General features: G+C 61.9%; 24 protein-coding genes and 1 tRNA gene. 10 read left to right on the top strand and 15 right to left on the bottom strand.

Features of this window, described 5'->3' with window-relative positions; translation table 11 throughout:
• The first annotated feature begins 261 nt into the window (after nt 1-261).
• A complete protein-coding gene (locus tag SM763_RS04675) occupies nt 262-612 on the top strand; it encodes an META domain-containing protein (protein WP_368997774.1) in 351 nt (116 codons plus the stop codon).
• A 35-nt stretch (nt 613-647) separates the two neighbouring features.
• Here SM763_RS04675 and SM763_RS04670 read toward each other — a convergent pair whose 3' ends face one another.
• From SM763_RS04670 to SM763_RS04640, 7 genes are all read right to left on the bottom strand, one after another.
• Nucleotides 648-1,580 (bottom strand): AEC family transporter, encoded by a 933-nt coding sequence (locus SM763_RS04670; RefSeq protein ID WP_368997773.1) that lies wholly within the window; start codon nt 1,578-1,580, stop codon nt 648-650.
• A gap of 41 nt (nt 1,581-1,621) precedes the next feature.
• Nucleotides 1,622-2,419 (bottom strand): MBL fold metallo-hydrolase, encoded by a 798-nt coding sequence (locus tag SM763_RS04665; RefSeq protein ID WP_368997772.1) that lies wholly within the window; start codon nt 2,417-2,419, stop codon nt 1,622-1,624.
• Nucleotides 2,419-3,231, bottom strand: coding sequence for a TatD family hydrolase (locus SM763_RS04660; RefSeq protein ID WP_368997771.1), 813 nt, complete (start codon nt 3,229-3,231; stop codon nt 2,419-2,421). The genes SM763_RS04665 and SM763_RS04660 overlap by 1 nt, the downstream gene beginning before the upstream one ends.
• 67 nt (nt 3,232-3,298) lie before the next feature.
• Complete coding sequence (locus SM763_RS04655) at nt 3,299-4,417, bottom strand: DNA polymerase III subunit delta' (RefSeq protein ID WP_368997769.1); 1,119 nt, start codon at nt 4,415-4,417, stop codon at nt 3,299-3,301.
• A complete protein-coding gene (tmk, locus tag SM763_RS04650) occupies nt 4,414-5,067 on the bottom strand; it encodes a dTMP kinase (protein WP_274828198.1) in 654 nt (217 codons plus the stop codon). Before tmk ends, SM763_RS04655 begins: the two co-directional genes overlap by 4 nt.
• Nucleotides 5,064-6,194, bottom strand: coding sequence for a D-alanyl-D-alanine carboxypeptidase family protein (locus SM763_RS04645; protein ID WP_368997840.1), 1,131 nt, complete (start codon nt 6,192-6,194; stop codon nt 5,064-5,066). Before SM763_RS04645 ends, tmk begins: the two co-directional genes overlap by 4 nt.
• 111 nt (nt 6,195-6,305) lie before the next feature.
• A complete protein-coding gene (locus SM763_RS04640) occupies nt 6,306-7,223 on the bottom strand; it encodes an SPOR domain-containing protein (RefSeq protein WP_368997767.1) in 918 nt (305 codons plus the stop codon).
• Between the two features lie 248 nt (nt 7,224-7,471).
• On the opposite strand from SM763_RS04640, the gene SM763_RS04635 reads away from it, so the two are divergent.
• The 3 genes from SM763_RS04635 to SM763_RS04625 all read left to right on the top strand — a co-directional run bounded on the left by SM763_RS04635 (nt 7,472) and on the right by SM763_RS04625 (nt 9,119).
• Nucleotides 7,472-7,561: transfer RNA gene (locus SM763_RS04635), tRNA-Ser, on the top strand.
• Between the two features lie 142 nt (nt 7,562-7,703).
• Nucleotides 7,704-8,201: a GNAT family N-acetyltransferase gene (locus tag SM763_RS04630; protein WP_368997766.1), complete on the top strand. Its 498-nt coding sequence runs from the start codon at nt 7,704-7,706 to the stop codon at nt 8,199-8,201.
• Nucleotides 8,202-8,330: 129 nt separating this feature from the next.
• Nucleotides 8,331-9,119 (top strand): lysozyme family protein, encoded by a 789-nt coding sequence (locus SM763_RS04625; protein WP_368997764.1) that lies wholly within the window; start codon nt 8,331-8,333, stop codon nt 9,117-9,119.
• 14 nt (nt 9,120-9,133) lie between these two features.
• On the opposite strand, the gene SM763_RS04620 is transcribed toward SM763_RS04625, so the two are convergent.
• The 5 genes from SM763_RS04620 to SM763_RS04600 form a co-directional block, all read right to left on the bottom strand.
• A complete protein-coding gene (locus SM763_RS04620) occupies nt 9,134-10,078 on the bottom strand; it encodes a hypothetical protein (RefSeq protein ID WP_368997763.1) in 945 nt (314 codons plus the stop codon).
• 16 nt (nt 10,079-10,094) lie between these two features.
• Nucleotides 10,095-11,408 (bottom strand): TRAP transporter large permease, encoded by a 1,314-nt coding sequence (locus SM763_RS04615; RefSeq protein ID WP_368997761.1) that lies wholly within the window; start codon nt 11,406-11,408, stop codon nt 10,095-10,097.
• Nucleotides 11,405-12,118, bottom strand: coding sequence for a TRAP transporter small permease (locus SM763_RS04610; protein ID WP_368997759.1), 714 nt, complete (start codon nt 12,116-12,118; stop codon nt 11,405-11,407). Before SM763_RS04610 ends, SM763_RS04615 begins: the two co-directional genes overlap by 4 nt.
• An 81-nt stretch (nt 12,119-12,199) precedes the next feature.
• Nucleotides 12,200-13,180 (bottom strand): TRAP transporter substrate-binding protein, encoded by a 981-nt coding sequence (locus SM763_RS04605; protein WP_368997757.1) that lies wholly within the window; start codon nt 13,178-13,180, stop codon nt 12,200-12,202.
• A 54-nt stretch (nt 13,181-13,234) separates the two neighbouring features.
• The gene (locus tag SM763_RS04600; RefSeq protein WP_368997755.1) at nt 13,235-14,476 is read right to left on the bottom strand and encodes an NAD(P)/FAD-dependent oxidoreductase; all 1,242 of its coding nucleotides are present in this window, start codon (nt 14,474-14,476) and stop codon (nt 13,235-13,237) included.
• Between the two features lie 144 nt (nt 14,477-14,620).
• Here SM763_RS04600 and SM763_RS04595 point away from each other — a divergent pair, with 144 nt between their 5' ends.
• Both SM763_RS04595 and SM763_RS04590 read left to right on the top strand, forming a co-directional pair.
• Entirely contained in the window at nt 14,621-15,526 is a 906-nt protein-coding gene (locus tag SM763_RS04595; protein WP_368997753.1) for a LysR family transcriptional regulator, read from the top strand.
• Between the two features lie 148 nt (nt 15,527-15,674).
• A complete protein-coding gene (locus tag SM763_RS04590) occupies nt 15,675-16,412 on the top strand; it encodes an aspartate/glutamate racemase family protein (RefSeq protein ID WP_065270966.1) in 738 nt (245 codons plus the stop codon).
• A gap of 15 nt (nt 16,413-16,427) precedes the next feature.
• On the opposite strand, the gene SM763_RS04585 is transcribed toward SM763_RS04590, so the two are convergent.
• From SM763_RS04585 to SM763_RS04575, 3 genes are read right to left on the bottom strand one after another with little or no spacing between them, the layout of a single operon-like run.
• Complete coding sequence (locus tag SM763_RS04585) at nt 16,428-17,474, bottom strand: ABC transporter substrate-binding protein (protein ID WP_368997751.1); 1,047 nt, start codon at nt 17,472-17,474, stop codon at nt 16,428-16,430.
• Nucleotides 17,444-18,859, bottom strand: a complete 1,416-nt coding sequence (locus SM763_RS04580; protein WP_368997750.1) for a sensor histidine kinase — start codon at nt 18,857-18,859, stop codon at nt 17,444-17,446. The genes SM763_RS04585 and SM763_RS04580 overlap by 31 nt, the downstream gene beginning before the upstream one ends.
• Nucleotides 18,856-19,521 (bottom strand): response regulator transcription factor, encoded by a 666-nt coding sequence (locus tag SM763_RS04575; RefSeq protein WP_274832371.1) that lies wholly within the window; start codon nt 19,519-19,521, stop codon nt 18,856-18,858. Before SM763_RS04575 ends, SM763_RS04580 begins: the two co-directional genes overlap by 4 nt.
• 122 nt (nt 19,522-19,643) lie before the next feature.
• On the opposite strand from SM763_RS04575, the gene SM763_RS04570 reads away from it, so the two are divergent.
• From SM763_RS04570 to SM763_RS04555, 4 genes are all read left to right on the top strand, one after another.
• The gene (locus SM763_RS04570; RefSeq protein WP_065270963.1) at nt 19,644-20,624 is read left to right on the top strand and encodes a Bug family tripartite tricarboxylate transporter substrate binding protein; all 981 of its coding nucleotides are present in this window, start codon (nt 19,644-19,646) and stop codon (nt 20,622-20,624) included.
• A 95-nt stretch (nt 20,625-20,719) separates the two neighbouring features.
• Nucleotides 20,720-21,214 carry a tripartite tricarboxylate transporter TctB family protein gene (locus SM763_RS04565; RefSeq protein ID WP_368997749.1) on the top strand — a complete coding sequence of 165 codons (495 nt, stop codon included), beginning with the start codon at nt 20,720-20,722 and terminating at the stop codon, nt 21,212-21,214.
• A 1-nt stretch (nt 21,215) separates the two neighbouring features.
• Nucleotides 21,216-22,733, top strand: a complete 1,518-nt coding sequence (locus SM763_RS04560) for a tripartite tricarboxylate transporter permease (RefSeq protein WP_274839588.1) — start codon at nt 21,216-21,218, stop codon at nt 22,731-22,733.
• Nucleotides 22,734-22,875: 142 nt separating this feature from the next.
• On the top strand, nt 22,876-23,790 hold the full coding sequence (locus tag SM763_RS04555; protein ID WP_368997747.1) for an MBL fold metallo-hydrolase: 915 nt from the start codon (nt 22,876-22,878) through the stop codon (nt 23,788-23,790).
• Nucleotides 23,791-23,799: the final 9 nt, after the last annotated feature.

The raw sequence follows: 23,799 nt of genomic DNA, 5'->3' as shown, positions 1-23,799 counted from the left end.
TGCCTCTTTCAGGGTCGCACGCGGTTAACGTTTCGGCAAGAATTTTTTTCTTGTGAAACCGTACAGACTGCGCAGACTCTGGGGGCATATGCACCAAGGTGAGATTATGCCGATTTTCCCGATAACCGGCTCTGCCACATGAGGATTTCAGGTCCCTTTCTGGCCGTGATCCTGGCAGTCAGTGCCGGGGTTTGCGGTTGGAGTTTGGCGGGATTTTCTTATGCCTCGGAGCACGCCAATGCACCCAGTGGAGGGTTCCCCATGGTTTCACCCACGGCAGAGAGTTTCGATGGCGCCTGGATCGTGCAGCGGGTAAAGGGCATCGACATTGCGGGCTTTGACGAAATGCGGTTCGATTTTGCCGAGGGCACGCTCTACGGCTCCAGCCCCTGCCGCAGCTTCACCACCACCTATGGGCCGGACCTGCAGAACCTCATGTTCACGCCGTTTGATATCGGCGGCGGGCTCTGTGACGAACAAACGATGATCGCAGAGCGCGGGTTCCTACAGCAGCTGGGTCTGGTCAACCGGATGGAACTGGCCGAGGACGGACAGCTGGTCATGTATAACTTTGATGAGCCGCTGCTCTGGGCGGTGCGACTGCCCGGCTGAACCTGCGCGAGGCCTAGGCGGGCAGGGGGGGTGCCTCAGGTGAGGACCACGAGCCAGAACCACACCGTCAGTACCGAGGCCCCGGTTGCAATCAATACCGAGGAAGCGGCGACGCGCCGGGCGCGGCCATACATATTGGCAAAGATATAGGCGTTAAAGCCCGGCGCCATCGCAGCATTGAGAACACCGGAGCGGAACAGATCCTGTTTCAGGCCAAGAGTGCTGCCAAGGGACCAGACGATGGCCGGGTGCACCATCAGGGCGGTCACGCAGACAAATGCGATAGTGCGCAGATCACCCTCGGGGCGGTATTGCACCAGTACGCCGCCAAGGGCGAACAGCGCCGCCGGGAGCGCGGCGCGGATCAGAAGCTGCAGGGCATCGTCAATTGCACCGGGGATGGTGAGGCCGATCAGGTTGGCGGCAAATCCCAGTGCAATCCCGAGGATCAGCACGTTGCGGAACATCGCAGTCAGCACCGAGCGCGCCATCTTCATGCTGCCGTTGCCGCGGTTCTTGACGATCTCCATCACGGTGATGCCGATGCCGTAGCAAAAAGGCGAATGGAACGCGATGATCGCATAGTTGCCGGTCAGATTGTCGGGGCCAAAGGCGCGTTCGGTGATCGGCAGGCCCAGCAAAACCGAATTGGAGAACAGGCAGCAGAAGCCGATGGCCACGCAGTCTTCCCAGTCGCGTTTGAAGATCAGCCGCGCACCGAAGAGGCCGATCAGAAAACAGATCCCCGCCCCGGTGTAAAAGCTGACGAGCAATGTCGGGTCAAAACTGCTGGAGAGATCCAGATTGGCAATCGCCCGGAACAACAAGCAGGGGATGGCAAAGCTCTGGGTGAATTTCATCAGCCCTTCGATATGGCTGTGCGTGAAATATCCCTTCATCGTTGCGGCATAGCCCGCAGCGACCACCAGGAAAACGGGCAGAATGACGTCGATCAGGCTTTGCAGCATATAGTCGTAGTCCTAATGGGCGCTCGCCCGGTTGGGCGGCCCTAGATCGGACTGCGGATCACCATGCCATCATAGGCGGCAGAGATATGATCGGGGGTTTCTGCCTCGACCGTGGCATAATCCATATCGATATGCATGTTGGTCAGCACCGCGCGCCGGGGCTGCATCCGCTCGATCCACTCCAGCGCCTGCGTCATGTTGAAATGCGTGGGATGTGGGGTGCGGCGCAGGGCGTCCAGAACCCAGCAATCCATATCCTGCAGCTCGGGCAGGGCACTGTCGGGGATGTCGACCACGTCGGGAAGATAGACCAGCCCGCCCATCCGGAACCCCAGCGCGTCGATCGATCCATGCCCGACCTCGAAGGGGCGGAAGGGGATTTCTCCGCCAGGGCCATCGATAACAAAGGGGCCATTGATGCTTTGCAGATCCAGGATCGGCGGATAGGGCGATCCTTCGGGTTGCACAAAGGCATAGCCAAAGCGCGACAGCAGGGCATTCTGGGTATCGCCATCGGCGTAGACCGGGATCCGCTTGCGCATGTTGAAGACGAGCATGCGCAGATCGTCGATGCCATGCACGTGGTCGGCGTGGGAATGAGTATAGACGACCGCGTCCAGACGTCCGACCTCTGCATCCAGCAGCTGGCTACGCATGTCCGGCGAAGTATCGATCAGCACCGTGGTGGTGCCGTCCGGGCCGTCGCGCTCAACCAGCATGGAGCAGCGCCGCCGTCTGTTGCGCGGGTTCTCAGGGTCGCAATCGCCCCAGTGACCGCCAAGGCGCGGCACCCCGCCCGAAGAGCCGCTGCCGAGGATGGTAAAGCGCAGTTCCGCCATCAGGCGGCCGCCTGATATTGCGCTGCTTTCCAGAACAGCCGGTCGAAATTTTCCTGCGTCTGGGCCGCGAAATCGGCGTAGTCCATGCCAAAAGCCTCGGCGCCGACTTTGGCGGTCAGGGCAGAATAGGCCGGTTCATTGCGTTTGCCCCGGTGCGGCGGCGGTGCCAGATAGGGCGCGTCGGTTTCCACCAGAATGCGATCGATGGGCGCGGCGGCAAAGATGTCGCGCAGCTCCTGGCTTTTGGGGAAAGCGGCAATCCCGGACATCGACAGGTAAAACCCGAGATCCAGCGCCGCCCGGCCAAGTTCCGCCGAGGAGGAGAAGCAATGCATCACGCAGGAATAGCTGCCGTTTTTCATTTCTTCGGACAGGATGCGGGCCATGTCGTCATCCGCGGCGCGGGCGTGGATGATCAGCGGCAGGCCGGTTTCACGGGCGGCGGAAATGTGATTGCGTAGCGAGACCTGCTGAATCTCGGCGCTGTCCGCGGTGTAGTGATAGTCCAGCCCGGTTTCGCCAATGCCGACGAATTTGGGGTGTTTGGCCAGCGCCACCAGTTCATCCACGCTGACCAGCGGCTCATCAGCCGCGCTCATCGGGTGGGTGCCTGCGGCGTAAAACACCGGCGCGTGGGTTTCGGCGATGGCGCGCACCGAGGGTTCATTCTTCATCTTGGTGCAGATGGTGACCATCCGGGTGACCCCGGCTTCGGTGGCACGGGCGATCACCTGATCCAGCTCGCCAGCGAAATCCGGAAAATCCAGATGGCAGTGGCTGTCGGTGATCTGGGGAAGGGATGTGCTGCTCATGCCTGTCTTTCGTCGTCTTGTGCGCCGCAGCCCCGGACCTGCCCAGACCAGCCCGGACGAGTCGGGATCAGCGCGACGCGGTTTCCTGCATCTTGAAAACCGTATCTAGGACTAGCGCGGCGGGGTCAAGGTTCACGGCCTGACCGTGGCGGGCGCGTGCCGTTGCTTCGGCAGAAAGGTCAGCCCATGCCCGGCCTTTGTGCGGATCGGGGGCGAGGCGCTGCAACATGGCGGTTTCACCGGGGGCGGCCTCTGGCTGGGGCGGCTGGCCGGTGGCGCCGGTGCGGGCAAGGCGGGCCATAGCGACCTCGGTCAGGGTCAGCAGGAGTTCGAATTTCTCCGCGCCGCCGCGCTGGGCAGCGGTTTCGGCCAGCGCCATGGCGCGCTGGCGATCCAAACGGGGCAGCGAATCGAGGATCTGCACCAGTTCGGCGTATGTCTTCAGCCCGCCAAGGTTCAGAAGACGCAGCGCCGCGCCGACCGATCCCGCAGCCAGCGCCGCAAGATGATCGGCGTTTTCTGGCAGCTCGGCCCCGGATTGACTGAGGGCGGCCTGCATATCCTCTGCCGACAGGGGGCCAAGGCGCAGCGTGCGGCAGCGCGAGCGGATCGTCGGCAACAGGCGCGAGGGCTGATGCGAAATGAGAAACATGGTGGTCCGCGCGGGCGGCTCTTCCAGCATTTTCAAGAGGGCGTTGGCGGCGCTGGGGTTCATGTCATCGGCGGCATCCACGATCACCACGCGGCGCCCGCCATCAGTGGCAGACAGGCCGAAGAACCGGTTCAGTGCGCGGATATCATCGACAACGATCTGATCGCGCAGCTTGCCCTTGTCGTTATAGCTGCGGGTGATCGCGGCCAGCCCCGGTTCGGCCAGGGCGTGGATCCGGTGCGATACCGGGTGATCCGGGTCGATGTCGAGCGTGGTTGCTGGCGGCGGCGCGCCGAACAACCCGTCCTCGGCCGGGGGGGGTGCGAGAAGAAAGCGCGCGATGCGCCAGGCCAACGTCGCCTTGCCAATGCCCTGCGGTCCGGTCAACAGCCAGCCGTGATGCAACCGGTCCGAGTTGAAGGCGGTAAGAAAATCCTGCTCTGCCTTGTTCTGGCCGAATATCTGTGGGGTTTCCCGCGGGTGTGGCGCGCCTGCGGCCTGATCTGCCCGCGGCAGCTCGTCCTGCGCGCTCATACCGGGTGTCCTTCGGGGGAAAGGGCCGCCAGCGCCTGCGACAGAACGTCCTGCGCGACCGTATCCAGAGCACGGTCGCCGTCCAGAACGCGGAACCGGTCGGGGAATTCCTGCGCCAGTGCCAGAAACCCGGCGCGCATCTTTTCCTGCAAGGACAGGCCGAAATCCTCGAACCGTTCTTCGGTGCCCTGACGCCCCTTGGCGCGCGAGAGGCCGGTGGCCGGGTCCATGTCGATCAGGATGGTCAGATCCGGTTCACGGCCGATCATCAGGTCATGCAGCTGGTCCACCGTAGCGCGCAGATCGCCGCGCGACAGGCCCTGATACATGCGGGTGCTGTCGGCAAACCGATCGCAGATCACCACCTTGCCAGCGGCGAGCGCCGGTTCGATGGTGCGCTCCAGATGATCCCGGCGCGCGGCTGTGAACAACAGGATTTCGGTCTCCGCCGACCATTTGTCGGGATCGCCCTCCAGCACCAGCCGCCGGATCTCTTCGGCCCCGGGGGAGCCGCCGGGCTCGCGAGTTAGCACCACCTCGCGCCCTGCCGCCTGAAGCGTCTCGGCCAGCAGCCGACACTGGGTGGATTTTCCGGACCCGTCGATGCCTTCGAAGGTGATGAACAATCCGCGTTCGGGACCGGGTGTCACAGCGCGTCCTCGGGGCCGTTCAGAAAGCGTTTGATCAGAACCTGCGCGGCGGTCTTGACCCGCACCGGAAAGCCACCTGCGGGCACGTCATTCGCCGCCACCAGCGGTAAGCGCACCTCGGGCAACTCATCGGGCTGGAAGACCAGCTCGGCCAGTTTGTCGCCCTTGCGGACCGGCGCGTCGATGGGGCCGGTGTAGACCACCTCGGCGTTGATCTCACTGCCGGTCAGGGCGGGCACCAGGATTTCCAGATCTTCGGCCGGCACCAGGCCTACCGATCGTGCAGCGCCGCGCCATACTTCGGCTTCGGCGACAGGGGTGTCAGCTTTGGCGATGGTTTTCTTGGTAAATTGGCGAAACGACCAGTTAACGAGGGCCTCTGCCTCCTCTGCACGCGCCTTGGTGCTGGCCAGCCCCGTGATCACGAAGATCACCCGCCGGTCGCCCTGTTTGGCCGATCCAACAAGGCCATAGCCTGCCTCACTCGTGTGGCCTGTTTTCAGACCATCGGCGCCAATGCCCAGCGTCAGCAGCGGATTGCGGTTGCGGGTGTTCGACGGCGCGCGTCCATCAAATTCAAAGGTCTTTTCTGAAAACAGCGGGTAATACTGCGGAAAATCTTCGATCAGATGCTGAGCGAGAATGCCCAGATCCTGCATCGACATGCGATGCCCAGCGGCGGGCCAACCGTTGGAATTGGCAAAGGTGGCATTGGCCATGCCCAGTTCGCGCGCGCGCTTGGTCATGTAACGGGCGAAACCGGCCTCGGTTCCGTCCGGGCTCAGGGCCTCGGCGATCACCGCGCAGGCATCGTTGCCAGACAGCACGATGATGCCGCGCAAAAGATCCTCGACCCGGACACGGTCGGTTGTGTCCAGGAACATGGTGGAGCCGCCATAGCTCATCGCGTGTTCGCTGACCGGCAGCTGTTCATCCAGCGTCAGCCGCCCATCGCTCAGGGCTTCAAAGGCCACATAAAGCGTCATCAGCTTGGACATGGAGGCCGGGGGCAAAGGTACCTCGGCATTCTTCGAAAGCAGAACCGTATCGGTGCTTTGATCTAGCACGAAGGCGGCGCGGGCCTTTGTATCAAAGGCCGAGGCCGGAACAGAGGCAATGCTCAGCATAAACCCGGCGCAGGCGGTCAGTTTCAGTGCGGATTTGACAAGATCGATCACCGGTGTGTCATCCTTGTTGGTCTGTGTGCAGGCGACGCGGGGCTGGGGGCGTCATGCAGGTCAATTGGTCACCGCGTAGGCATCCGAGAAGCCAGCCTGTTTGACGCTTTTCAGCAGCTGGCTGCGCTCGCTCTTGGTCTGTGCCGGTCCGACGACAACGCGCCAGAAGGGTTTGCCGTTGGAAGATTGCTCATAAACGATCGGGATCATGCCTGCATTGCGCATCTGACCTGCGGTGCGATTGGCGTTTGCCTCGACGCTGAAGATGCCGATCTGGATATAAGGCTTTTCAAGTGGCGAAACGCGTGTTTTTGGCGTCGCAGGCGTGGGCTGTGGTTTTGCAGGTGCAGCCGCCGTGCTCGCGTCTTGAGCCGACGCATCAATGGCAGCAGCAGCCCCGGCGATCGGGTCCAGCGGTGCCTCTGCTACCGCATCGGGCGTCAGTGCCTCGCTCTGTGCCGTGGTATCTGCGGCATCCTCCGCCGGTTCTGCAGCGACCTCTTCCGGTGCGGTTTCGCGGCGCAGGGCGGTGACGTTCAGTTCGACCGGGGCGCCTGCCAGCATGCCCAGAGCCGCTGCCGCATCCGAGGAGGCCTGAATGCGCGGTCCGGGAATTTCACGCTCGCGGCGGAACAGGGCGCCGATTACGAATTTTCCATTGGCGCTGTTGCGGATGATGACCCGTTCCGGATCCTGCGCATCGGGGTGGGCCACCCAGACACCACCAAGGGAGGGACGCCCGTCCCAAAGCCCGGCCTCGGTCACCTGAAACACATCCGGCGATTCCACGTCGCGCTCCACCAGTTTGGTGCTGCTGGCGGATGTCGGCGCTGTGTCGGTCGCAGAGGCTTTGGGCTGCAGGAACGGCAGCCCGGCGCCGTCTTCACAGGCGGTCAGCATCAGCAGACATAAAGCAGACGCGCAGATCCGCGCGCCGGTTTTTCCGATTGGCGTGGCCCGAGTTCTGGCCTGTGTCATGGTTCTTCCCTTGCCTGTGCTCAAAGCGGCGATGCGCTGCTTGCCGGGTTCCCGGTCATCGTTTGATTTTGCAAATGATAGCCTGCGTCTTCTTGCATGAAAACCCTGTCCCCAAGCGGGCGGCACAAAAGCATGGCAATTGGCATTATTTCGCGTGCGTTTACATCGGGCGCAACTCCTTGTTCGAAAAAGATGGCACGATTTTCCCTTGCACGATGTGCTGGCGCGGCCTAAACCGCCAGCTGACCGGGGAGGTGGCAGAGTGGTCGAATGCGGCGGTCTTGAAAACCGTTGAACGTGAGAGCGTTCCCAGGGTTCGAATCCCTGTCTCCCCGCCACCGATTGCATGATGCGATCACCCCCCGATCTTCTTTCGCAATATGCGCTGATCTTGTCCGTGCTATGGCTGCTCCAAGGATGCGATGCTGCGGGCGCAGGGTCCGCGGCGACAACAGGTTGGAACAGCTCAGAGGAAACAAGATGGCCGAGCTTATCCGTCAGGCCGACCTTGAGGATGCCGAGGCGATTGCAAGGATCGCCAATGACATGATCCGGGATACGCTGATCACCTTTACCAACGACGAAAAGACCCCCGCTGCCCTGCAGGACGTCATCGGGGAACGCGGTCCGCGTTATCTGGTGGCCGAAGTCGACGGGCAGGTGGTTGGATTTGCGACCTATGGCGCGTTTCGCGGCGGGCCGGGGTATCGGCACACGGCGGAGCATTCGATACAGCTTGCTCCGGCAGCGCAAGGGCGTGGGCTGGGGCGGCGGCTGATGGCGCGGCTTGAGGATGTCGCCCGCGCCGACGGCATCCATGTGCTGGTGGCCGGTGTCAGTGGCGCCAATCCCGGCGGCATCGCTTTTCATGCTTCGCTTGGCTTTGCCGAGGTAGGCCGCATGCCGCAGGTCGGGCGCAAATGGGGGCAATGGCTGGATCTGGTGCTGATGCAGAAGGTCCTGTCAGAGACGGGCTAACCCGGGGCGGTGGCCTTTGCCTGTCCGTTTTAGGGGCGGTTCGCGTATTTTCTCGAATGCAATTAAAGGAAATATCAATTCTGTCCGGTCAGGATGAGGGCTGCTTGTCGCTCGAAACAGAAGGTTTCCATGGCCCATCGCAATTCTGCACTGGCGTTTACAGCCCTGTCGTTTTCTTTTCTGGCCTCCGGTCTGGGGGCGAGCGAACAGTTCTCAATCGTCAGTGAACAGTTCTTTCAGAAGGGCGCGGGAGACAGGCGCCCGGTTCTGGCCATCCCTGCCAAGGCAGAGATCATTCCGCGCACGAGTACAGAGACACGGGCACAGCCCGATCTGGAGGCTGAGATGGAGGCGGTGCAGGCCAATCTGGCCAGCCTTTTCCGGGGCCGCAGCGGCACCAGCATGTTCCGGGATGTAACGCGCCGCAGCACTGTCGGTGGCGATGCGGCGCGCAGGCTGATGCAATTGATTGCCAGCGCCGAGGCGGGCAAGGCGCAATATGATGCGGTGCAATACGCGGCAACGATCCGTCCTTCGAAACTGCCGACGCATATGACCATCGGCGATATTTACAAATGGATCGACGACACCCCTGGTCAGCAGCATGCCATCGGCCGCTATCAGTTCATTCCGGCCACCCTGAAACGGCTGGTGAAACATGTGGGGGCCAACCGCTCTGACCGGTTCTCTCCACAGCTTCAAGACCGGCTGGCGCAACAGCTTCTCGAAGAGGCCGGCTTCAGCGCGACCGTGGCAGGGGATATGAGCCGCCATGACTTTATGAACAATCTGGCCAAGATCTGGGCCGGACTGCCGACCTCCAGCGGGAAGTCCTACTATCACGGTCTGGCGGGCAATAAGGCAGTGCTGAGCTGGGCCAAGTTCGACAAGGAAATGGCACAGCTATTCCCGGGCTGACAGCGGGCCATGTGTTACCCGGCCTTTTTTCCGGGGCGAGAGCGCGCATAGACGCGGTGCATCACGACAGCAGTCAGATACATCGGCACCTGATAACAGCCGAGAAAGATCAGCAGCGGATCGGTGGTGCTTGCGGGTAGAGCGATCAGAAACAAAGCAAAATTGCGGTTGCCCGCGACCACGGCATAGGGGGCGGCAACCGCTTCGTGGCCCCGGCGGCGCAGCACGGCATAGGTCAACAGCTGCATGCCGAAATTGGCAGCCAGAGCGAAGGTCATCCATTTGGCGACCAAGAAGGGATCCTGTCGCAGCGCAGGTCCCAGCGCCGCCATCAATCCCACCACGATCACCGCAAGCGCCAGGGTCGTCATCCCGTCCAGCGCCTGCACCTCCGCCTGACGCAGGTCGGGGCGGATCAGCTGGCGCAGTACAAAGGCGGCAAGGACGGTGAGGGCGATAGTGCCGATGAGCCGCAGTGTGGCCCAGAGGACAGCTTCCAGCCCGCCAAGATCGGGCACCAGCAGGAAGACCGGGATCACCGTCAGCGGCATCAGCGCCGTGCCCAGCACCAGAACGCGAAAGGCGGGCTCTGGCGCGTGTCCCAGCAAGAGGGTGATATTGGGGGCGCCGGTGACTGACGGGGCGCTCAGCATCAGAACCAGCGCAATTGCCGCGGGCGTTCCGGCGAGACCGGCGAGCCAAAGGAGCAGCAGCGCCACCAGAGGTAGCATCAGTTGCAGAACCAGAACCGCCCGCAGCGATGACATCCCTTCGGAGAGGCCACCAAGGGCGGCGCGGGCACCGATGCGGAAGGCGGTCAGGAACAACAGTCCCGCCACCATTTGCGGCAGCCAGGTACGCAGGAGCCGAGCCAGATCCGGCAGGAAAAGCCCTGCCACAAGGCCCAGAACCAAAGCGGCCCGGCCGTGCCGGGCCACAAAGGCAAGCGCAGTCAGCATGCTCTCAGCCCGCTCCTTAGCCGAACGGCGTGCTGCGGATGTTCTCCGGCAGCCAGGTGGCCAGCTCGGGCCAGGCCACAAGGATCACCACCATCACCAGCATCAGGCCGACCATGGGAATGGCAGTCTTCGAGATGTAGGAGATCTCGTGCCGGGTCATGCCTTGCAAAACGAAAAGGTTGAAGCCGATGGGCGGTGTCACCTGCGCCATCTCCACCACTACGACGATGAAGATGCCGAACCAGATCACGTCGATTCCGGCCTGTCGGATCATCGGCTCGACAATGGCCATGGTCAGCACGACTGAGGAAATGCCATCAAGGAACATCCCTAGCACCACGTAGAACAGCGTCAATGCAATGATCAGCACCAGGGGCGACAGGTTCATCTGATCGATCCAGCCAGCCAGTGCCCGCGGCAGTCCGGTGAACCCCATGGCCAGCGACAGGAAGGAGGCGCCCATCAGGATCAGTGCGATCATCGCCGAGGTGCGTGTCGCGCCCATCAGCGAGGCCGAGAAGGTGTTCCAGGTCAGCGAGCCCTGCGCCAATGCCAGCGTCATCGAACCAAGGACACCGACTGCGGCGGCTTCGGTCGCGGTGGCATAGCCCAGGTACATCGAGCCGATGACAACGGCGACCAGCAGCAGCACCGGGATCAGGAACCGGCTTTCGGCTAGCATCTGCCCAAGAGTCATTTTCGGCTCTTCCTGTGGGCGTTCGCCTTTGTAGAAAAAATGCCAACCGACGATATAGGCCATGAACAAACCGGCCAGCACCAGCCCCGGAAAGATCCCTGCCATGAACAGCTTGGTGATCGATTCATTGATCGACACGCCATAGACGATCAGCGTCAGCGAAGGCGGGATCATCAGGCCCAGCGTTGCCGCGCCCGCCAGCGTGCCGATGATCATGAACTCAGGGTACCCTCGCTTGCGCAGCTCGGGGATCGACATCTTGCCAACGGTGGTCAGCGTCGCGGCGGAGGAGCCCGAGACAGCCGCAAAGATGGTGCAGCCGGCGATATTGGTGTGCAGCAGGCCACCCGGTAGCCAGCGCATCCAGGGCGCAAGGCCACGGAACATATCCTCGGACAGGCGGGTGCGATAAAGGATCTCTCCCATCCAGATGAAGAGCGGCAGCGCTGTCAGCGTCCAGCTGGAGGCGCCGGTCCAGATCGTGGTGATCATCGCGTCGCCTGCGGGGCGGGTGGTGAACAACTCCATCCCGACCCATGCCACGCCCATCAGCGCAAGGCCAATCCAGACCGAGCTGCCAAGCAGGGCAAACAGCACAAAGAGAAAGATGATTGTGGTGTAGATCTCGCTCATTCCACGGCCTCCGAGGTGATGCTGGACCGGCGGGTGATCAGCAGGCGACACAGGTAGTCCCACAAGGCAAGCGCCAGCAGAACGGTGCCGATGGACATGGGCAGCTGCGGCAGCCACACCGGGGTATAGACCCATTCGGACCCGGTCTTGGCCCAAAGCTCCCCCCATTTGCTAGGGGCGGTCGCGAACATGGCGAAAAAGGACAAGAGCCATTCCGGCACGAAATCCTGCCCCTGCGTGCGGTCATTCAGCATCTTGGAAAAGATGTTAGTCTTGATTGCGTAGCGGGCGAAATAGGTCGCGGTGATGGCCGCGATCCACATCGCCACGGCATCCAGCACCAGACCGATCCGGGGGCTGATATTGAGAAAGATCGACACCCGGATATGGGCACCGCGCGTCAATGCATGGGCCAGCGCCAGAAAGGATGTCGCGGCCATGGCATAGCCGGCGTATTCGGTGGATCCTGGAAAAGTCAGGTTGCTCCAGCGGGCGACCATCTGCGCCACGATCAGCAGAAGGATCAGCAGCATGAATCCCGCCGCCAGAACACCAGAGCCGAGATACAGCCTGTCTGTCACGCGTTGCACGGGACGCAGGATGCGCCCGGTGGGGCCGGGGGCCAGCAGGCAGGCCAGCGCCACCAGGGTTGGAATTACAAACAGCCACAGCCACAGCGGCAGGCCCAGAAACGGTTGCCAGTCGCGCAAGTCGACACCCCCAGAAAGTCAGAAAAGATTAGGCTCCGCCCGCACCAGGCAGGGCGGAGCCGTTGCGCCCGGGTGGGCGGATCAGTTGCCGTTATAGGCGTCGAGAATGGCCTTGCCGTCATCGCCGACCGAGGCCAGCCATTCTTCGGTCATCTTGGCGCCGATTGCCTTCAGCTCGCCCAGGAATTCGGGGCTGGCGTCGGTGACGGTCATGCCATTTTCGCTCAGCTGGTCGAAATACCAGTTGGCCAGTTCCTCGGACTTGGCGGCGCAGGCGGCACCGGTTTCATCGGCGGCCTTCTGAACTGCGGCCTGCATATCATCGCCCAGGCCTTCCCAGGCCTGCTTGTTGACGATGACATAGTTGCGCGGCAGCCAGGCGTTGACCTTGTAGTAATGGCTCAGATGCTCCCAGACCTTGCGGTCATAGCCGGTGGAGCCGGAGGAGATGAAGGCCTCGGCAACGCCGGTGGCCAGCGCCTGCGACAGCTCTGCCGCTTCGATCTGCACCGGGATCATGCCCAGTTCTTCGGCAAAGGTGGCGGTGGCGGTGTTATAGGAGCGGAACTTCACGCCCTGAGTATCGGCCGAAGAGCCGACTTCCTTGTTGAAGTAGAAGCCCTGACCGGGCCAGGGGCAGGTGTAAAGCGCCACGAGGTTGAGATCGGACAGCTGGGCGTTCACCTTGTCCTTGGCGGCGGCCCACAGCTTTTCGTTGTCCGCGTATGTGGTGGCGACAAAGGGCAGGTTGTCCCAGCCCAGAAGCGGCGCCTCGTTGGCATGGGCGGACATGAAGCGTTCGCCGATGGGGGCCTGCCCGGTCTGCACGGCGCGCTTGATCTCGCCGCCTTTGAACAGCGAGCCGCCCGGATGCACGGTGATGTCGATCTCACCGCCGGTATAGTCGCGGACCTTGTCGGCAAATACGACGCCCATTTCCGAATGGAAGTTGGTGGCGGCATAGGCCATGGGCATGTCCCATTTTTCCGCTGCGGCTGCCGCAGCCGACAGGGCCAGGGCAGAGACGGAATATGCGACGGTCTTTGTGAAATTAGCGATCATTGTGATCTCCCTGTTTTGGTTGGTCTTTTTTATGGTTCTTATGATTTTGGCGCCTCAGGCGAACCGGTCCGGTTCATAGGGGCGCAGGTCGATATTGCTGGGCTGGCCTGCGATCATATCGGCGACCATACGGCCGGTCTTGGCGCCGCCGGTTAGACCCACGTGGTGATGGCCAAAGGCGGCATAGACGCCGGTGCTGCCGACCTCTCCGATCAGCGGCAGGCTGTCCGAGGGCGCGGGGCGATAGCCTAGCCATTCTTCCTCGCTCTCCGCGACCATCTGCGGGAAACATTCCTTCACCTTGCGGCGCAAGAGCGCCAGCGGTGCCTTGGATTTTTCTTCGCTGAGGCCGCCGAACTCCACCACACCCGCGCAGCGTAGCCCCTGATCCATCGCGGTCGCAACGAATTTCCCCGAGGCAAGCATCATCGGGTTGTTGGGGGTCTGGCTGGGCCCCTTGAAGACGATGTGATAGCCGCGCTCCGCCTCCAGCGGCACGTTGAGGCCCAGTTTGTGCATTAGCGGCTTGGACCAGACGCCGGTGGCCAGCACCGCCTCGCGGCATTCAAAGCGACCCTTGTCGGTGTCCACGGCGCTGATGCGCCCACCGGACAGGTCAAAATCCTTAACCTCGGCCTGTACGAAGCGTCCGCCCATCTCTTGCAGCAATTTCACCAGATCCTGAACATATTTGCCGGGGTTGAGGATAAAGCCGTGATTTTTCATCACCGCGAGCAACTTCATCTCGGGCGCAAGGATCGGCTCCCGTTCCTGTACTTCGGCGCCTTCGATCAACTCGGGCACGAACCCGGCCTCGCGGCGCAGATCCCAGACGTATTTATCCGCGTCAAAGGCCGCGCGGTTTTCATAGGCAAAGCAATAGTCGCTTTCCTGCACCCATTTGGCCGCGGGTGTGCCGTGGGTCAGGGCCTGATGCTGTTCGACGCTGTCGCCGATAACATGGGTCAGCCCCTTGGCGATGCGGCGGGTGTCGCCATCGTTGGCATGCGACAGGTATTTCACCAGCCAGGGCACTAGTTTCGGTGCATAGGACCAGCGCATGAACAGCGGGAAATTGGGGTCCATCAGGTATTTCGGCCCCTTAGGCAGCAGCCCGGGCGTGGTGACTGGAACGATGGCGCAGCTGGCCAGAATGCAGCCGTTGCCATAGGACGCGCCCATGCCCGGCTCGCCCTTGTCGATAAGCGTTACCTCATGGCCCGCGCGGCGCAGCCAGATGGCGGTGGCGGCGCCGACAATGCCCGCGCCGATCACGATGGTCTGAGGCGCGCTCATGCGGGGGAACGTTCTGCGAAACTGTAGGTGGTCATGATTTCTGTCATCGTCTCTGCTGGTTTTGGCCAACCATGCATAGGGAATTATATCATTTCAAATACTATTATCTGGCAGGGGTATCAGGAAAAATGATATGCTTGTGATATGAACCTCAGATTTCGTCAGATGCAGGCTTTTCATGCCGTCATGGAAACCGGGACGGTCACCGGGGCGGCGGCGACCCTTGGGATTTCGCAGCCGGGCATTTCCAATTTGCTGAGCCAACTGGAGCGGCAGACCGGGATCAAACTGTTCGAACGGGTCAAGGGGCGGCTGACCCCCACGCCCGAGGCAACGCTTCTGTTCCGGGAAATCGACACCGTGGTGCGGGGCTTTGATCATGTGACCCAGGCGGTGATCGATTTGCAGAACAAGCAGGTGGGCCAACTGCAGGTTGCCTCGCAGCATTCGATGTCCTTTGGTTTCATGCCGCGGCTGATCGCCGAATTCGCCCGTGACCGGTCGGATCTGTCGATTTCCTTCCAGTCGCAATATTCGTCCAAGATACAGGAATGGGTGCTGTCGGGCCTGTTTGAGATCGGCATCTGCGAAATGCCGCTTCTGTATGATGCGCTGGATGTGCATCCGGTCACCGTGGAATGTCGCATCGCCATGCCGGAGGCCAGCCCGCTGGCCCGGCACGAGGTAATCACGCCCGAATTGCTGGAGGGCGAACCGTTTATCGTGATGGGGCCGGATCACATGACCCACCGCCGCACACGTGAAGCGTTTCTGCAGGCGGGGGTGCCGCTGCGGGCGCGGGTCCATGCGCATCTGTTCAAGAACCTGCTGAGTTTCGTCAAAGAAGGCATGGGCGTTGCCATCATTGATCCCTTTGTGCTGGATTTCGACCGGGACGGCGGCTTTGTCTCGCGCCAGTTTAAGCCCGCAATCCTGATGGAAATGGCCGTCATCACCTCAAGCGCACGACCGCTTTCCGCGATCGGTCAGGAATTTCTGGACCGGCTGAAAACCGCCCTGGTGCCCTATACCCGGGCCGTGTCAGATTGACCCCGCGCGGTCATACCTGCATCGAAGAGGCCACAAGGGGGCATTTCAACGACGCTTATCTATTGACTTGAGGGCCTGCTATCGCGTGAATTTATGATAATTTTACGATTTATGACTGTTTGAGAACGCAAAGCGGGAGGGCACGGATATGGAGCGCGGTGGCAAGACGGTTTACGGAGCGACTGTTGGGATCCTGATGCTTGAAACGCAGTTTCCCCGGGTGCATGGCGATGTGGGAAATGCGCTGACCTGGGATTTTCCGGTGCAGTATCGTGTTGTCGAAGGCGCCAGTCCCGACCGGGTGGTGCGCAATGACCCATCTGACCTGGCCGAGCGCTTTATCGAGGCGGGGCATGACCTAATCCGCTCGGGCTGCGATGGTATTACCACCACTTGCGGTTTCCTGTCGCTGATACAGGAGGAGGTGAAATCGGCGCTTGGCGTGCCGGTGGCTACATCCTCATTGATGCAGGTGCCGATGGTGCAAAGCCTGCTGCCCGCCGGGAAACGCTGTGGCGTTCTGACGATCTCCGAAGAGGCACTGGGCCCGGAACATCTGGCCGCTGCGGGGGCGCCGCCGGACACGCCGGTGGTGGGAACCGATGGCGGGCGCTGCATGACCCGCGATTTTCTGGGGGACAAGCCGACAATCGACTTCGCGGCCTGTCGTCTCGACATGATCGATGCGGGTCTTGGCATGATGCAAAGCTATCCGGACGTTGGCGCCATCGTGCTGGAATGCACCAATATGGTTCCCTATGCGCGGGACCTGCGCAAGGTCACCGGGGTACCGGTTTATTCCATTTACAGTTTCATCAACTGGTTCCAGGCCGGGTTGCTGCCGCGGCATTTCCCGCTAGAGGTGGATGATCCGCGCTGGATGTGACGCGGCGCGCGCAGGCTATTTCTGACTGACGGCGCTGTGCCATTCGTTCAGGAACCGCGCCCGCTTCAGTCGATCCAGGAACACCAGCAGCCCCGGCCCCAGCTGGATCGGCCGAAGGGGAGCGCTGTGATCGCTGGCTTCGACCGGGTAGCGGTGAAACGGGTAGCCGGGATCGGGATCAGAACCCCAGGCTGCCTGCAACAAATGATCGACAAAGGCTCCGGCCAGATCCGGCTGCTGGGCATTTTCCAGGATCACGGCGGTGCGCAGCATCATGTTGGTGTAATCCTGCGGATCGATGATCACGATACTGTCTGTCAGGTCCGTGCGCGCCAGCGCGTAACTGCCCAGCACATTATAGGCGATGGCGAGATCTCCGCGCGCGACATCGCGGATCATCTGCCCCGAACAGCAGTAAAGCCGCACCTCTAGCCCGCCAAAGATCTCCATCAGGCGCCAGTAAGAATCCGAGGTCCGCGCATCCTGGGTGGCAAACAGATAACCAAGGCCGCTGGTGGCGATGTCATAGGTGCCGAGACGGCCTCGGAAGCGATCGGGGTTCTGTCGTAAAAGGCGGATCAGATCCTGTCGGGTCCGGGGCAGTTCCAGCCCGGTAAAGGCGGCGCGCGACAACAGCAGGGACGCAGGCTCCTGCGAAAAGGCAAAGACATGATCACGCCAGTTCGCCCAGTCCGGCATGACGTCGGTCGCGGCAGACCTGTGGCGCCAGGTATAGCCATCGTTGGCCAGTTTGGTCTGCAGGTCCATGGCAGAAGAGACGGCGATATCAAACCGCGCCTGCGGGCCCGAACCCGTGGTCACCACCTCCATCAAAACAGCGCTGCTGACGGTGGTGTATTCGATGGCGGTGCCCGGCCTGTCCGCAAGAAAACTCTCGACCAGCGGCGCCAGAACATCCATGTCCGTGGTGGACAATACCCGCAGCGCCGGGGCGCCCTCGGGGCCAAAACGGCGGAATTCCTCTACTTCAAAACTGGATGCGGGCAAGGCCAGCCCCAGGGCCGACACCATCAGCGCAAGGGAAAAGACAAGGAAACGCATGCTCCGGCTCCTGTATCTGAAGGGGCGATGACCAGCTTACCACCATGGGCTTCGGCAACTTCGCGGGCAATGGTCAGCCCGAGGCCGGAGCCGATTGTCCCGGCGGCATTGCTGCCGCGCACAAACCGTTCGGTCAGGGCGGCTGTATCTGTGTCTTCGGGAAATCCACCTGCCTGATCTTGGACTGAGACGATGGCGTCCAGCGGTCCCTGCCGCACCGTGACCTCAACATTGGTTTCCGAAGGGGCGTATTTGATGGCGTTATCCAGAATATTGCGCACTGCGTTCTGGATCAGAATGGCATCGCCCCAGAGCGGCGCAACCCCGTCGCAGGCAAACTGCAGGTCGATATCCTTCAGATCCGCCACGGGCCGCAGCCGGTCGACCAGGTCATGGGTCAGCGTATCAAGGGCCACCTCCTTACGCTCCAGACTGTCGGTGCGGAAGGTCACCATGGCATGATCCAAAAGCTGCCCCGCCGCGCGGGAGCTTTCGTCGATAGCGCGGATCATCTCACGCAAGGAGGCCCGATTTTCTGCCTTGTCCACCCGGCGCAGGGTGATTTCGGCCTGTGCCCGGACCGTGGCCAGCGGCGTGCGGACCCGGTGCGCGGCCTCGGCGATGAAGTCTTCGGATCGCGCGAGGGAGACCCGCAGGCGTTCAATGAACCGGTTCAGTGATTGCACCAGTGGCAGCATTTCGCTGGGCACCGCATGGCGGACCGGGCGCAGATCCTTAGGGCCGCGGCGCGAGACAACTGCACTGAGCGCGTGCAGCGGCTGGATGCTGGATTGTGCGGCCCAGACACCAAGCAGGGCGGAAATCAGGAAAAAACCGCCGCCCATCAGCATGGCCCAGCGGGTCAGCCGCCCCAGCTCGGCCGCCTGTCCTTCGCGGGTCTGAGCCACGGTGATGACCACATCAACCGGTCCGTTATTCAGGGACAGGCGCCGGACCAGCGCCACCATGCGCAGGCTGCTGCCGCGGTAGCTTTCGGTATCAAAGGCGGGATCTCCCGGGGCAGGGCGCTGGGCGGTCTGCGGCAGGTCTTCGTATCCGGTCAGCAGCTGGCCATCCTGACGCACACTGTAGAACACCCTGTCGTCGCTGACATTGCCCAGCATAGAAAGCGCCGCATAGGGAATATCGAGGGTGACGGCGCCGGATTGTACCCGCACCGAATCCATGATCGATGTCGCCGAGGCGAGCAGGATGCTGTCATGGGTGCGCTGAGACACGTCGCGCGTAAAGACAAGAACGGTGAAAAACAGGATCGTGGCCAGACACGCCGCGCTCATCACCACCTGCAGGATCAACCGGCGCCGCAGCGATCCGCTGGTGCGCAGGGGAGGGGGCTGGGGTGCGGGGGGCTGCGGCGGGGTCATGCCAGCGACATCCGGTAGCCCAGCCCGCGCACGGTTACGATGGCTGCGCCGGATCCGGCAAGGCGCTTGCGCAGCCGACCCACATAGACCTCGATGGCGTTCTCCGACACTTCCTCGTCGTAGGAAAACAACCGGTCCACCAGTTTTGCCTTGGAATAAATGCGGTCCGGGGCGCTCAGGAAGATTTCTAGCAGCCGCAGTTCCTTGTTGCGTAGCGGCACCGGGGTTCCGGCCACCACAAGCGTGCCGGCCAGCGGATCAAAGACCAGATTCGCGAATCGCTGCTGGTTGGAACTGTTGCCGCCCTGACGCCGCAGAACCGCACGGCAGCGGGCTTCCAACTCGGAAAAATCAAAGGGTTTGGTGATGTAATCGTCAGCGCCAAGGTCCAGCACGCCGACCCGGTCCGACACTTCTGATCGCGCCGTCAGCACGATCACCGGGGTCTTTCCCTCGCGGGCGCGATGGGCTTTCAGGAAACTGCGGCCATCCCCGTCCGGCAACATAATATCCAACAAAATCAGATCGTAATCCGTGGTTGCGGAAAATGCCTCGGCGTCCCGGGCGCCTGGCGCATGGTCGACAACATGGCCATCCATCCGCAACCGGTCACAGACCGCAGCTGCCAGGCTCATGTTGTCCTCAACCAGCAGAAATCGCATCCCATCCTTGTCCTTGATCCGGCGCATGCTGACAGGTCTGTGACAGGTCCGTGTCAGCTTTGCGTGTTCTTCATTCAGTCATGAGCGGCTTGGCCGCCACTTGTCAAATGGGAGGACAACACATGACATTTACCTTGACCCGACGGGCCCTGATGGCTGCGGCGACCGCGACCCTTGCCCTTGGCGCACCCGCGATGGCCGAAGACATGGCCGTCGACAGCATCCATTTCCTGATTCCCGGCGGCGCCGGCGGTGGCTGGGACGGCACCGCGCGCGGCACCGGCGAGGCGCTGACCAAGGCAGGTCTTGTGGGCACGGCATCGTTCGAGAACATGTCGGGTGGTGGCGGCGGCAAGGCCATCGGCTACCTGATCGAGAACGCCGACAGCAACCACGGCACCTTGATGGTGAACTCTACCCCCATCGTGATCCGTTCGCTGACCGGGGTCTTCCCGCATAACTTCCGCGACTTGACCATGGTTGCAGGCACCATCGGCGACTACGCAGCCATCGTGGTGGGCAAGGACAGCCCGATCAATTCCATGGCCGACCTGATCGCCGCCTACAAGGCAGACCCGCGCGGCACTGCCATCGGCGGCGGCTCGGTTCCGGGCGGAATGGATCATCTGGTCGCGGCCATGGTGATGAAGGCAGCGGGCGAGAACCCGACTGAGGTCAAATACATCCCCTATGACGCGGGCGGTATGGCCATGGCGGCGCTGCTGTCGGGCGAGATCAAGGCGCTTTCCACCGGGTTCTCCGAGGCCATCGATCTGGCCAACGCGGGCGAGGTGAAGATCATCGGTGTTACCGCAGATGACCGCGTACCGGCCTATGCCGATGCCATGACCATGAAGGAGCAGGGCATAGACGCGAGCTTTGTCAACTGGCGCGGTTTCTTCGGTGCCCCCGGCCTGCCGGAGGAGCGCAAGGCGGCCTATCAGGCAGCCATCGCGAAGATGTACGACACGCCCGAATGGGAAGAGGTGCGGGCTCGCAATGGCTGGGTAAACATCCACAACAGCGGCGAAGACTTTGAAAAGTTCCTCGAAGGTCAGGAAGAGGTCATCAAATCGCTTATGCAGGAACTCGGGTTCCTCTGATCCCGTGTCGCCCAATCGGCGTCGCCTCCGGGGCATCGAAAGATCTGCCCGGGAGGTGACGCCTTCCTTTATCCAAGATTTCCCCGGAGAAGAGCATGGCGCTTGACCGATGGATCGCGCTGGTCATCCTGCTGATCAGCCTCACCTATGGCTATGCGGCCTATTTCACCATGGACGCAGGCCTTCCCCCCTTCATGAAATTCAATGCCATCTGGCCCAGCACCTTTCCCAAGGTCCTGTCGGTGCTGGCGGCCATCTGCGCCCTGATCATTGTGTTGAGCCCGCAAAAGGGCGACAGCGGCCCCAAGGTTGGCGACATCGATCACCGGCGGCTTGGCGATTATAAACTGGGGCAGGCGCTGGCATTGCTGGCCCTGATGGTGGCCTATGCGCTCTTGCTGCGGCCCGCCGGGTTCCTGATCTCCACGGTAGGCTTCCTGACCCTTGGCGCGGTGATCCTGGGTGAGCGCAAGCTGCACGTCCTGCTGCCCATCGCGGCGCTTGCGGCGGGCGCCGTCTGGTATCTGGTGCAAGAGGTTCTGGGGATCTTCCTCAGCCCCTGGCCGATCTTCTTTGGCGTGGGAGGCTGATATGTTCGAAGGTATCATGATTGGCCTTTCCAGCGCCTTTTCCCTGACGAACCTGATGATGGTGATCGGCGGCTGTCTGATCGGCACATTCATCGGCATGCTGCCGGGCCTAGGCCCGATGAGCATCATCTCCATCATGATCCCGGTGGCGATCACCATTGGCGACCCTTCTGCGGCGCTGATCCTTCTGGCCGGGGTCTATTATGGCGCGATCTTTGGCGGCTCGACCTCGTCAATCCTGATCAATGCGCCGGGGGTTGCTTCGACCGTGGCGACTTCGTTTGACGGCTATCCGTTGGCGCGGCAGGGCAAGGCCGGTAAGGCGTTGACGGTGGCGGCGATCTCGTCCTTCTGCGGGGGCAGCATCGGCGCGGTGCTGTTGATGATCTTTGCGCCCGCGCTGGCAACCGTGGCGCTGCTGTTCCATTCCGCAGAGTATTTTGCGCTGATGGTGGTGGGGCTGTCGGCCATCGCGGCCTTTGCCGGAACCGGTCAGGTGGTGAAGGCGCTGCTGATGACGTTGTTGGGGCTGATCATGGCCACTGTGGGCGAGGGCGCGCTGTTCAACATGCCGCGTTTCACGATGGGGATCATGGATCTGCAGTCCGGCTTTGGCTTCATCACCCTTGCCATGGCGATGTTCGCCTTGCCCGAGGCGCTGTATCTGGTGCTGGATCCCAGCCGTTCCAAGACGGACGGTGGCAGCAGCGAGATCAAGGACCTGCGCATCACGCGGGACGAGGCGCGCGCGATTGCCCCGGTGATTGGTCGCCAATCGATCCAAGGGTTTTTGATCGGGGTGTTGCCGGGGGCAGGGGCCACCATTGCGTCTTTCCTGGGCTACGCGGTGGAGCGCAATATTGCGCCCAAGGAGGAGCAGGAGCAGTTCGGCAAGGGCTCGGTCAAGGGGCTGGCCGCACCGGAAAGCGCCAATAACGCGGCCTGCACCGGATCCTTCGTGCCGCTGCTGACGCTGGGCATTCCCGGATCGGGCACCACGGCGATCCTCTTGGGTGCGCTCATCGCGCTCAATGTCTCGCCCGGACCGCGTTTGATGATCGACGAGCCGCAGATCTTTTGGGCGGTGATCATCTCCATGTATGTGGGCAATCTGGTGCTCTTGGTGCTGAACCTGCCGCTGATCCCATACATTGCCAAGGTGCTGGCGGTGCCGCGCAACTACCTGATCCCCTTCATCCTGTTCTTCACCCTGATGGGGGCCTACATTGGGCAGAACAACGCGACCGAGTTGCTCATCCTCGTTGGGCTTGGCGTCTGCGCGACCATACTGAGGTTCGCGGATTACCCACTTGCCCCCTTGCTGATCGGCTTCATCCTTGGCTCAATGCTGGAGGATAACTTTGCCCGGGCGATGCAGCTTTATGACGGGCTGGGATTCCTACTGGACCGGCCGATGACGCTGGCGCTTCTGGTGTTGGCGGGACTTCTGGTGCTGTTGCCAAGCTATCGCGCGCGCCGGGCGCGGCTGCGGCAAGCGGGCGTTTCCGACGGCGACTGAGTATTAGCCCTGAAATTATGAACTGGCCCGGGCGGACATGCCGGGCCAGTCTTTTTGTCTGCGTCGGATGGTCCTCTGTCTGACGCTCGCCCACTCTGGCAGGGTCTGACGGGAACGCGCGCAGATGCCGGGAGGGCTGCACATGAAATTACTCACCTCGACCCTTGTCCTAACGACGGCCTTGCCGCTGGCCGCCTTCGCGGATGTGCTGGAGGTGCAGAAGGTCACCGATGATGTCTGGGCGTTGGTCGGCCCGAAAAGCCAGCGCAACCCCGAGAACCTTGGCAACAATGCCACCTTTGGCGTGGTGGTGACCTCCGAAGGCGTGGTGCTGATGGATCCCGGTGGATCGTGGAAAGGCGCCGAGATGATTGACGCCACCATCGAACAGATCACCGACCAGCCGGTGACCTATGTGATCGACACCGGCGGGCAGGATCACCGCTGGCTGGGCAATGGTTACTGGCAGGCGCAGGGCGCAACCGTGATCGCATCCGAGGCTGCCGTGGCGGATCACAAGGACCGCCAATCCATGCAGATGACGATGCTCTCGCAGCTTTTGGGGGATGAACTGGCAGGCACCGAGCCGCGCTATGCCGATGTGACCTTTGACGCCGGTTATGATCTCACTGTCGGCGGTCTGACTTTCCAGATCACCCATCACGGGCAGGCCCATACGCCGGGCGACAGTTTTGTCTGGCTCAAGGACCGGGATGTGATGTTCACCGGGGATATTGTTTATGTGGAGCGGATCCTTGGCGTCGGGCCGCAGTCAAATGCCAAAAGCTGGATCGAGACCTTTGAGGCGATGGCGGCCTATGAGCCGACCCATGTGGTTCCCGGCCATGGCCATGCCACCACGCTGGAACAGGCCCGCGCTGACACCTACGAATACCTTGTGAACCTGCGCTCCCAAATCGGTGCCCTGATCGAAGAGGGCGGTGACATCATGGACGCGCCCGGGGTTGATCAGTCTGCTTTTGTCGGGCTTGAGCAATTCGACAGCCTGGCCGGGCGCAATGCGCAGACGGTCTATGAGGAGATGGAGTGGGAATAACCCCGCTTG

Origin of the sequence: Pseudophaeobacter sp. C1-32P7, from assembly GCF_041008775.1 — a bacterium.
GTDB lineage: Bacteria > Pseudomonadota > Alphaproteobacteria > Rhodobacterales > Rhodobacteraceae > Phycobacter > Phycobacter gallaeciensis_A.
The sequence above is the reverse complement of the archived record's forward strand: the minus strand, read 5'-3'. Positions and strand labels throughout refer to the sequence as shown.

Coding starts and splice junctions, on each gene's coding strand:
- SM763_RS04570 (WP_065270963.1), top strand. CDS start 19,644: ATGACATTTACCTTGACCCGACGGGCCCTGATGGCTGCGGCGACCGCG.
- SM763_RS04620 (WP_368997763.1), bottom strand. CDS start 10,078: ATGCTGACTGCGCTTGCCTTTGTGGCCCGGCACGGCCGGGCCGCTTTG.
- SM763_RS04640 (WP_368997767.1), bottom strand. CDS start 7,223: ATGACACAGGCCAGAACTCGGGCCACGCCAATCGGAAAAACCGGCGCG.
- SM763_RS04660 (WP_368997771.1), bottom strand. CDS start 3,231: ATGAGCAGCACATCCCTTCCCCAGATCACCGACAGCCACTGCCATCTG.
- SM763_RS04630 (WP_368997766.1), top strand. CDS start 7,704: ATGGCCGAGCTTATCCGTCAGGCCGACCTTGAGGATGCCGAGGCGATT.
- SM763_RS04625 (WP_368997764.1), top strand. CDS start 8,331: ATGGCCCATCGCAATTCTGCACTGGCGTTTACAGCCCTGTCGTTTTCT.
- SM763_RS04575 (WP_274832371.1), bottom strand. CDS start 19,521: ATGCGATTTCTGCTGGTTGAGGACAACATGAGCCTGGCAGCTGCGGTC.
- SM763_RS04600 (WP_368997755.1), bottom strand. CDS start 14,476: ATGAGCGCGCCTCAGACCATCGTGATCGGCGCGGGCATTGTCGGCGCC.
- SM763_RS04555 (WP_368997747.1), top strand. CDS start 22,876: ATGAAATTACTCACCTCGACCCTTGTCCTAACGACGGCCTTGCCGCTG.
- SM763_RS04560 (WP_274839588.1), top strand. CDS start 21,216: ATGTTCGAAGGTATCATGATTGGCCTTTCCAGCGCCTTTTCCCTGACG.
- SM763_RS04605 (WP_368997757.1), bottom strand. CDS start 13,180: ATGATCGCTAATTTCACAAAGACCGTCGCATATTCCGTCTCTGCCCTG.
- SM763_RS04615 (WP_368997761.1), bottom strand. CDS start 11,408: ATGAGCGAGATCTACACCACAATCATCTTTCTCTTTGTGCTGTTTGCC.
- SM763_RS04665 (WP_368997772.1), bottom strand. CDS start 2,419: ATGGCGGAACTGCGCTTTACCATCCTCGGCAGCGGCTCTTCGGGCGGG.
- SM763_RS04590 (WP_065270966.1), top strand. CDS start 15,675: ATGGAGCGCGGTGGCAAGACGGTTTACGGAGCGACTGTTGGGATCCTG.
- SM763_RS04585 (WP_368997751.1), bottom strand. CDS start 17,474: ATGCGTTTCCTTGTCTTTTCCCTTGCGCTGATGGTGTCGGCCCTGGGG.
- SM763_RS04655 (WP_368997769.1), bottom strand. CDS start 4,417: ATGAGCGCGCAGGACGAGCTGCCGCGGGCAGATCAGGCCGCAGGCGCG.
- SM763_RS04565 (WP_368997749.1), top strand. CDS start 20,720: ATGGCGCTTGACCGATGGATCGCGCTGGTCATCCTGCTGATCAGCCTC.
- SM763_RS04580 (WP_368997750.1), bottom strand. CDS start 18,859: ATGACCCCGCCGCAGCCCCCCGCACCCCAGCCCCCTCCCCTGCGCACC.
- SM763_RS04645 (WP_368997840.1), bottom strand. CDS start 6,194: ATGCTGAGCATTGCCTCTGTTCCGGCCTCGGCCTTTGATACAAAGGCC.
- SM763_RS04595 (WP_368997753.1), top strand. CDS start 14,621: ATGAACCTCAGATTTCGTCAGATGCAGGCTTTTCATGCCGTCATGGAA.
- SM763_RS04670 (WP_368997773.1), bottom strand. CDS start 1,580: ATGCTGCAAAGCCTGATCGACGTCATTCTGCCCGTTTTCCTGGTGGTC.
- SM763_RS04675 (WP_368997774.1), top strand. CDS start 262: ATGGTTTCACCCACGGCAGAGAGTTTCGATGGCGCCTGGATCGTGCAG.